Origin of the sequence: Bacillus cereus group sp. BfR-BA-01383 (assembly GCF_022663495.1) — a bacterium.
Lineage (GTDB): Bacteria > Bacillota > Bacilli > Bacillales > Bacillaceae_G > Bacillus_A > Bacillus_A cereus_AU.
In genome coordinates, this window is the sequence record NZ_JAKUFP010000044.1 from 20854 (window position 1) to 29248 (window position 8395).

Here is an 8395-nt window from a genome sequence, read left to right on the forward strand (position 1 = left end):
AGGTTCTTAAATTAGAAATGCAAATTATTCTCTATCTCCGAAACCCTTCCTTCAATTGGAATTGTTCCATCATATCCATCCACTTCTTTTCTGATAAAACAGATTGAATCATGAGTGTATTAATATAAACAAGGAAATTTTGTAATAGATGCTGGGAAAGAACTGCAACCTCCTGATCTTCTAGTCAATATGTTGAAATTTCTCCACCTTTTCCATAAAAAATAAAGCTATTGGCGGAATTCCAATTCTCTACAATATTGAGAACCTCATTAATTTCTCTCCGAATTTCTTCGGTATCCGAATAATCACACAAGAAAATCGTTTTAATGACCTTTCTCAGATCAAAAGGTCTTCGAAGTATTCAATCAAAAACGTGCTGTAAATTATGATAAATCAGGTACATCTGATTATAAAGTCTAATATTTATAATATGTATTTATAAATATTAGAAAGGACGTGTATTTTATGTATTGGCTTTACCCAAGTAGTTATCCAGCTACGCAACCCAGTAATAATTTTTATATGGATACAGGACCTAAAAAGACTAAACCAGGTCCATTTCCTGATGCACCTGAATTTAGAACAATTTCATCAACAGACTGTGGATATAGGAATAAGTGGGAGAATATACGAATAAAAAATGAAAGGCCTGCTTCTCCTCTTCCTTATGGGCCTTATACCTGTAAGCAGGGTTATGTCTGGAGGGAAGCAGTTCCTGGTGACTTTGTGTGCGTGACTCCTCAAACTCGTGAAGAGACTGCCAATGAAAATGCACTGGGGCCATCTCGCCGGCAACCCGGAGGCGGTGCTTATGGGCCAGATACATGTAAGCAAGGCTTCGTTTGGCGTGAGACGCGACCGTCAGATCATGTCTGTGTCCCACCTCAACGACGTGAACAAGCTAAAGCTGACAACATAAATGCGCCCCACACTATGGTTTATCCACCTGCCGCCCCTAGTAATGGTATAAGGGTCTGGGACAACTTGACTAATGGAGTAATGTATTATATGGTCGACGGTACTTTCACTCCTAATGCGGAAGTTGCATTCTATGTGTACGGTGCAGGAAACCGGCCATATATGATGCTCCTCAAAAAGATACGAGCTAATGTCCAAGGGAAGGTGACGTTCTTGAACCCCATATTCCACTGGTTTAAATGCCCGTGGTATAACGGATTAAGTAGAGCACATATCATTGTCGTTGATGAGGGAAGTGGTATTGTCAGTAATGCAGGAAATGTGGCTAATCCTTATTGTACATTTGGCTAAAAAAACTAGTTTTGAAATATAAAAACCTATTTATAAAGGGCCCATTTACAAACCTAAAAAAGTATGGTGCTGCAATGGGCCTCGCTTCGTTCGTGAACGTTCCCCAAAAATTAAACAACGTTAAGGATTTCTTAATGGTCGTAGTGCCTTACCGAATACTCTTTTCCAAAACTCAAAACTACTTTTTTATCACTTGCTAGTTTTGAAACAAGGATCATTTTGTATCTAGTAATTTACTTGGTTAGCTTGATGGGCATGTGTGCTCCTACTTATTTTTTCTAAAATGTAACGTGGTTTAGGGAACTTTGCAACAGAACCGTATTGGGCACAAAAAAATAGTTATAGGCGTCTAAAAATGCTGCGCACAAATGTTTTTTAATATACGGATATAAAGAACTGCAAAAAGGTTACCTAATAACGTTATTTATTTGTCTGTTCTAGGTGAATTTCATAATTTCCTATTATGAATAATATTTTGTGATAAGCTTCTCAAATCAAGGAGAAATGAATTTTTTTAAAGGAAGTTTAAAAAAATCAAAATAATATACGAATGACTTATAGAGAAAATATATCGAACTATATTCTAGTGTATAATTTTATTGAAAATTCATCTTTTCTTTTCCACTCTATTTTTCGTAAATAAGTCACTTTTTCAATCACTGATTTGAGAAGGCGATTTTTCTTTTCTGTATCATTTGTTACGTAATAAGCCTCTAAAACATTTTTGATTTTCGGAACAAATTCATGTATATGTTTTTCTTTTTCTAATATATTTTCAATTTCACGCCTAAGCTCCTGAATTTCTTCTTGTGTTGTTTTCAAACGCACCGCAATAGATTTCTGCCGCTCTAAGAAAGTGCCAACATCGTATATCCCTTTCTCTAGAAGGTCATGGAGATTGCTTTTTTGTTTTTGCAGATCATTTATTTGTTGTTCTTTCTTTTCTAGAACTTTCTGTTGTAAATGAATATTATTGCTCGATTTCTTTTTTTGCACCATATTTTCTTGTATCTCAAAGCTTTCAATAATTTGCTTTAATCCATCGAGTATGCGATGTTCAACAAGTGTTAAGGATACCCCTTTTTGAATTCCTTTACATGATGGCTGCACACAACGTACTTGAGGATTAGGACGATCTTTCCTCGGATGGAAAATCATGGAATGTCCGCATAATTCACATAATAAGATGCCTGCCAATGGATTAGAGAGCTTTTTTGTTTTTATTGTGGGAGGTCTCCAGCGTTTACTATGAGCTATATTAGCCTTTTGAAAGAGCTCTTCTGATACAAGTGGAGGATGAGCATGATTGTGTCGTTGCCATCTTTCTTTCGGCACTTTTTTTCGAATGTATTTCCCATTTTGTTTGGTATAGCTTATCTTCCCCCAAATAATGTGACCAAGATATACCTCATTTTTTGTAATGGATGAAATAGTTGAAGGATTCCAATACTCACCTTCAGGTGGGGCAATTCCTAGTTTATCTAGTTCTTGCGCAATTGCCTGTCTTCCCATTCCATTCGCCATTAATTCAAAAATTTTTGGTATCACCCAACTCTTTTCAGGATCAGGATAAAGTTTTAAGTTATTATCTCGTAAGTATCCATAAGGTGGAACACGGGAGATGGATTTTCCTTCTTTTGCGGATGCTCTCCTACCACGTTGCATACGTTTAACAATGGTTTTTAATTCTTCTCGTGCGATTAAAGATTTTATACTAAAGGTTAACTCTTGATTTTCATCATTTGGATTAATGACTTCTGTGGGTGTAATAATGAATGTTTCTGAATAGCGAAATACACGATAAATCGTTCCTTGATCTACCATATCCCCACGACCAAGGCGATCTAAGTCCATTACTAAAACTGCATCCGCAATACCAGTCTCTACTTCTCTAAGGAGGTTTTGCATCATAGGTCTTTCAGATATATATTCACCAGAAACAACTTCTTCAAAAATATCAATGATATTATGATGCTCTTTATGAGTGAGTTCTAATAACTGATTTCGATGACGTTCAAGTGTATCATAATGTTGTCCATGTTCCATCGCTTTTTTTTCTTCTTCAAGGTCTTTTCGGCTTTTACGTAAATAGATGAATACATCAAGTTCTTGTGGACGGTACATTAGTTTCACCTACCAGCTTGTCTATTATTATTGTTATGAATATGTATGGTTAGCTTGTCCTATGAAAATGATAGTTCGTCTTTTTTTCTGTCTTGCATACATATAATGCAAGGGGGGATATGATGAGAGAATTTCAATTTGGTAATACAAAAGTTATTATTCATTCACCACTTGCATCAATGGAAAAAGAAGAACAAAAAGAATGGTTCCAACAAGAATGGGAAAAGAAAAATCCAATTTTAAAGTCTATAGTTGAGGCGGCAGTTAGCTGTCAAGAAGATGAAAAATAAAAGAAGAGCATCCTCTTTCCTTAAGAGGTATGCTCTTCTTTTTTGCATTAAATTATTCATTAACATAAATAATTGTTTTTTATTGTGAATAGCCTTTTTAGTTTTGTAAATAATAATCTTGATTATTTTTATGGAAAGTAGGTGAAGCTTGAGGTAGATTAACCCCTTTTTCTAAAGTTTCTAATAAGTAATATCCAAGTGCTTTATCTTGTTGGATCAAGTTATGTAATAGGGTGCTTGCGCGAGCAATTCTATATTTTGTTTCATCTTGGATTAATGAAGAATTATCTATTGTAATGAGGCGAAGTTCATCTTGCAATTTTTGTAATAATGAAAGTTGAATGGTATCAGTCTTTCCTGTCTCAAGATTACTTAAATAAGCTGGTGATACACCAAGCTGTTTTGCAAAGGTGTTTAGTCCAATGCCTTTTTGAGTACGTAGTGTACGAATGTGTTTACCAATTTCATTTATCATAAGATTAACCTCCACGGATTTATTGAAAGGAATACATAAAATGAATAAGCAAAAGAAAATTACAATTACATCAGTAAGTTATGTTCATGATCCAGAATCAGCTCAAAAATGGTTTGAAGCGTATATCAAGATTGTTGAAAAAGAATTAGTTAAAGCAATTAATAAGGACTAGCCGCCATTTTTGCTACATACAGTGTAAATAGAACATCATGAGAGGAGGTCCTGAATTGAAGACAGTTGCATATTATAGAAGTTCAATTGATTCACAGGAAAACTCAATCGAAATGCAACAAAATTCAGTTCTTACTCGCTCCATTGATATGGCATTGATTATCGATGAAGAATATATTGATGAAGCGGTATCAGCCCGAAAAGTCAGTTTGAAAAAGCGTCCAGCCTTACAAAAATTACTACAAGATATCAAAAATAACGATGTCGGAACCTTATTCTTATTTAAGCGAGATCGACTAGCTCGAAATGTGATGGAGTATTATGAAATTTATCAAATACTAAGAAACAAGAAAATAAATGTTATTTTAACTGCACCGAATGAGCCGCCAGTGTACTACACACCAATTGGTGAATATCTTGAATTAATTATGGCGGGTATGGCCCAGCGTGAAGGCGAACAAATTATTGAACGTTTAAAGCAAACATTAAAGTCAAATTTCCAAAGTGGTAAAAATCCAGGACGTCTTCCGTATGGTTTCAAATGGAATAAAGAAACGAAAGAAATTGAATTGGTTGATGAACAAGTACAAATTGTTAAAAGGATTTATCAAGAACTTGTATCGGGAAAATATGAATCCTTGAAAGAACTTTGTAGTGTATTAGGTTTGAAGGAAAACGGCAAGTCTTGGATTCCAGCTGATATAAGAAAAATTGCATTAAACCCGACATATGTTGGATTACGAACCATGAATATTTTTGGTGAAGATATTACTAGTAAATATGAAAGACTTTCCATTATTGATAAGGATACATGGGAAAAAGCATGTAGTATTGTCACCATTTTATCTCCCCAAAAGACCCATCAGGATTATGTATTTGAACAAGTGTTATTTCCATTGCAAGACTTACTAATTTGTTCGAAATGTAATGAATCATTACAAAAAGTAAAGGCTAGAAGAAAAGAAAATTTAAAATATAAATGTTTAAACCATTCTTCGATTTACGTTTTTAAGAGTACAATTGAACCATTAGTCTTTGAACGTTGCAAAGAATATTTTTATAGCCTACTTACCTCCTATTTTCATGAATTATTTGATCGATATGAACAGAATGCTAAGAAGCAAATAAAGCAGAAAATACAAACCATTGAAGAGAAAATCCAGCTTATGAATGAAAAGTTAATTACAAAAGTAGATACGTGGTATCACGAAACTGATGCACCTTATAAGGAACAGAAAGAAATCGAAATTATGGCGCTGTATGATGAGCTTGCAAAATATAAAAAACAAAAAGAACAGGTAATACAGGAATTAAGTGCTGTAAAGCAACTACGTGAAAAGATAAGTAATTATCAATCCTCGATGTCGTTGTCCTATGACGAGATAAAGGAGAATCGACAGTTAGGTTTCTTTTTTCAAGATTTAATACAACAAGTTAAAACAGACGGAAAGAACTGTGAAATTGTTTTTAAACACCCATTTTTACGTACTCAAGAGGTGTTAACATCATGAAGCTTTCTCATATATTACAACCCAATATGAAGGCTGCTTTTTATGGCCGTCATTCTACGGATAAACAAGATATGGATATGCAATTGAATTCCGTTATGGAAGTGATTCGCAAATATGATTGCATTCATACTCATTCTTTTCTTGATAAGGCTGTTTCAGCTCGTAAAAATAAAATTACAAGTAGGAAAGAACTTGAAAATATGTTCGAAGCGGCAAAAAGAAAAGAATTCGATTTTGTCATTGTTTATAAAAGTGATCGCCTTGCCAGAGATCCTCTTGAGCATCAAACGATTCGTATTGTCATGAAGACACTAGATATTCCCATCATTATTAGTTCAACCGAAAGTGTGTACAATACTGATACTGACTTGATTGTGCAACTTATGGAAGATGGTTTTACTAAATATGAAGTTGACACCATTATCGCCAGAACACGATCAGGTCTAGAAAATAAAGCAAAACAAGGAAAATGGCTTGGTGGTAAGCCGCCATTTGGTTACACATATGATAAGAATAGCGAGCAATTTATTGAACACACTGAAGAGCTTTGCTATGTAAAAGAAATCTTCAATTTATATGTAAATGGTCATGGGTTTCAGTATATTGCTAATACATTCCCTAACGGTTCCCGCCGCGGAAAAGATTGGGGAAAAGAGAATGTAAAGGCGATTGTACTTAATCCTTTTTATTGTGGTTTATTATCATGGCGCCGACAAACAGATGGAAAGCAAAATGCAAGGGATATTTGGATTGAAGCACCAAACCACTATGTGAAGCCAATCATTTCACGAACGACATGGGAATCATGTTGGCGTATTTATTCAGAAAAACGTAATGGCAACATGGTTCCTAAACATTACAAAACAAGTTTTTTGCTACAAGGGTTGCTTTCTTGTGAAAGGTGCCAGGAATTAATGAAAACAAAGAATCAACAGACAGTAAGTTCTACAAATAAACAGTATGGAGGGAAAATTTATTTTTGCACTAACTGCAAATTAAGAATAGATGCAGATCTCCTTCATGATAAAGTAGTGAATCAAACACTTACTGATGTGAAAATAAGTGGATTTCACAATGTATATCATGCGATAGAACAAAAAATTCAGTATGAGATACAAGAATTGAATAACAATATTCAAAAGCATCAGCGTCTCTTCGAAAACTACACCATCAAACTTCACAATATTACAGAAGAGCTCAAACAGCGTATGAAAAATAACGATGATAAACGTTTTTTGAAGTCTTTAGCGATTTATCGCTTGGATATACAGCGGAAACTAGATGGAGTCACACAACAAATCAATGACTTTAAACAGAAAATCACCCTCAAAGAAAAAATCGAGAAAAGCAAAGAAACATGGTTACATACTTTGAATGAAGTATTTCAAGATGATGTCAAGCTTCAAGAAATAAGCAATATGGATAAAAGACGATTTTTATTACCTCTCATTCAATCTGTATCTATTAAAGAAAATAAAAAGCGTAACGAATATGATATTTCATTACAGTTACGAACCGATTTTTCAAAGCGTGATGTAAAAAATCAAATCAGCTTAATTTTGTAAAACAGCTATCACATGGGTGGCTGTTTTTTCGTTATTGATGTATCGGTATTTGGGTTGAACTGAAGATGGAAATTCTTTTGCTACTCGGTGATTAGGAGGGAGTGGTATACCACTCTACCCTAATCACCGAGTTTGATACCCTTGAGAAAGAGCTTGTATCTTAAGGGTAAAGGGTTTGTCTTTATTTATTATTATGGACAGTGATTTAGAGGAATAAACATACTCGGTGATTAGGGGATAGGTAACTATTTCAAACATTTGAAAGCTCGGTAATTGGGTAAATAAAAAATGCCGTATCATTCTCCCTGTAAGGAGGCATGAGGGGGGCCTCTATTAGGAAAGGGATGGTGCGCTTATATATTTTAAAAAGAAAAGACACCCTAAGGTGCCTTCCTCCGACTTGATAACCACTTTAATTTTAATAACATTGGATTCCCATCCGAATATTATTTTACCACATTAAGTAATGTTGGTCATTGAGAAAGTCAAATACGTAGTGTTCATATATAGTGACCCCTAGGAGCATGCAAGATTTTATACAGTTTTTTGGCTAATCCAGTAATAAACGAGAACCCTAAAACCGCACCAGTATAGGAATGTATAAAAAAATGCATAGATCGATAGAACAAAAAAAGGAGGTTCCCTCGTGTGAATGGGATTCCCTCTTGTCCTTGCTACCGATAATGAGACGTTATGTCAACCTAACATGTATAGGATATACACTGTTCCTTATTCAACTAAATGGCAGGTTAGTTGAAGTGTATTTTGGTTAATATAGGAATTTTTGGATGCCCCCTAGAATATAAAAAATATAGATTGTATTATAGGAGGTATATAATGAAACAAAACATTTATGATAATCCGTTTTTCTTTAAAAATTATAAGTCATTACGTGAAAATGGATTTACCTTTAATGATTTTGTTGAACAGCCAGCAATTAAATCTATAATTGCTAATCTTACAGATAAGTCTGTATTAGATTTGGGATGT

Annotated in this window: 7 protein-coding genes and 2 pseudogenes; 6 read left to right on the forward strand and 3 right to left on the reverse strand. The window is 34.4% G+C overall.

The window, feature by feature from the left end:
- Positions 1-49 precede the first annotated feature (49 nt).
- Positions 50-343, reverse strand: a pseudogene (locus MR065_RS24340) (Tn3 family transposase); the annotation flags it as partial.
- Between the two features lie 641 nt (positions 344-984).
- Here MR065_RS24340 and MR065_RS24345 point away from each other — a divergent pair.
- Complete coding sequence (locus tag MR065_RS24345) at positions 985-1269, forward strand: hypothetical protein (RefSeq protein ID WP_242215352.1); 285 nt, start codon at positions 985-987, stop codon at positions 1267-1269.
- Positions 1270-1845: 576 nt separating this feature from the next.
- Here MR065_RS24345 and MR065_RS24350 read toward each other — a convergent pair.
- Positions 1846-3393 carry a recombinase family protein gene (locus tag MR065_RS24350; RefSeq protein ID WP_242215353.1) on the reverse strand — a complete coding sequence of 516 codons (1548 nt, stop codon included), beginning with the start codon at positions 3391-3393 and terminating at the stop codon, positions 1846-1848.
- Between the two features lie 122 nt (positions 3394-3515).
- Here MR065_RS24350 and MR065_RS24355 point away from each other — a divergent pair, with 122 nt between their 5' ends.
- Positions 3516-3683 (forward strand): hypothetical protein, encoded by a 168-nt coding sequence (locus MR065_RS24355; protein ID WP_180228086.1) that lies wholly within the window; start codon positions 3516-3518, stop codon positions 3681-3683.
- A gap of 97 nt (positions 3684-3780) precedes the next feature.
- On the opposite strand, the gene MR065_RS24360 is transcribed toward MR065_RS24355, so the two are convergent.
- On the reverse strand, positions 3781-4158 hold the full coding sequence (locus tag MR065_RS24360) for a helix-turn-helix domain-containing protein (RefSeq protein WP_242215354.1): 378 nt from the start codon (positions 4156-4158) through the stop codon (positions 3781-3783).
- A gap of 40 nt (positions 4159-4198) precedes the next feature.
- Between MR065_RS24360 and MR065_RS27515 the strand changes: the two genes are divergently transcribed.
- The 4 genes and pseudogenes from MR065_RS27515 to MR065_RS24375 all read left to right on the forward strand — a co-directional run.
- A complete protein-coding gene (locus MR065_RS27515; RefSeq protein WP_255255930.1) occupies positions 4199-4330 on the forward strand; it encodes a hypothetical protein in 132 nt (43 codons plus the stop codon).
- Between the two features lie 55 nt (positions 4331-4385).
- The gene (locus tag MR065_RS24365) at positions 4386-5840 is read left to right on the forward strand and encodes a recombinase family protein (RefSeq protein ID WP_242215355.1); all 1455 of its coding nucleotides are present in this window, start codon (positions 4386-4388) and stop codon (positions 5838-5840) included.
- Positions 5837-7405, forward strand: a complete 1569-nt coding sequence (locus tag MR065_RS24370) for a recombinase family protein (protein ID WP_242215356.1) — start codon at positions 5837-5839, stop codon at positions 7403-7405. Before MR065_RS24365 ends, MR065_RS24370 begins: the two co-directional genes overlap by 4 nt.
- 837 nt (positions 7406-8242) lie before the next feature.
- Positions 8243-8395 (forward strand): annotated as a pseudogene (locus MR065_RS24375) (SAM-dependent methyltransferase); the annotation flags it as partial.

Coding starts and splice junctions, on each gene's coding strand:
- MR065_RS24350 (WP_242215353.1), bottom strand. CDS start 3,393: ATGTACCGTCCACAAGAACTTGATGTATTCATCTATTTACGTAAAAGC.
- MR065_RS24355 (WP_180228086.1), top strand. CDS start 3,516: ATGAGAGAATTTCAATTTGGTAATACAAAAGTTATTATTCATTCACCA.
- MR065_RS24360 (WP_242215354.1), bottom strand. CDS start 4,158: ATGATAAATGAAATTGGTAAACACATTCGTACACTACGTACTCAAAAA.
- MR065_RS27515 (WP_255255930.1), top strand. CDS start 4,199: ATGAATAAGCAAAAGAAAATTACAATTACATCAGTAAGTTATGTTCAT.
- MR065_RS24370 (WP_242215356.1), top strand. CDS start 5,837: ATGAAGCTTTCTCATATATTACAACCCAATATGAAGGCTGCTTTTTAT.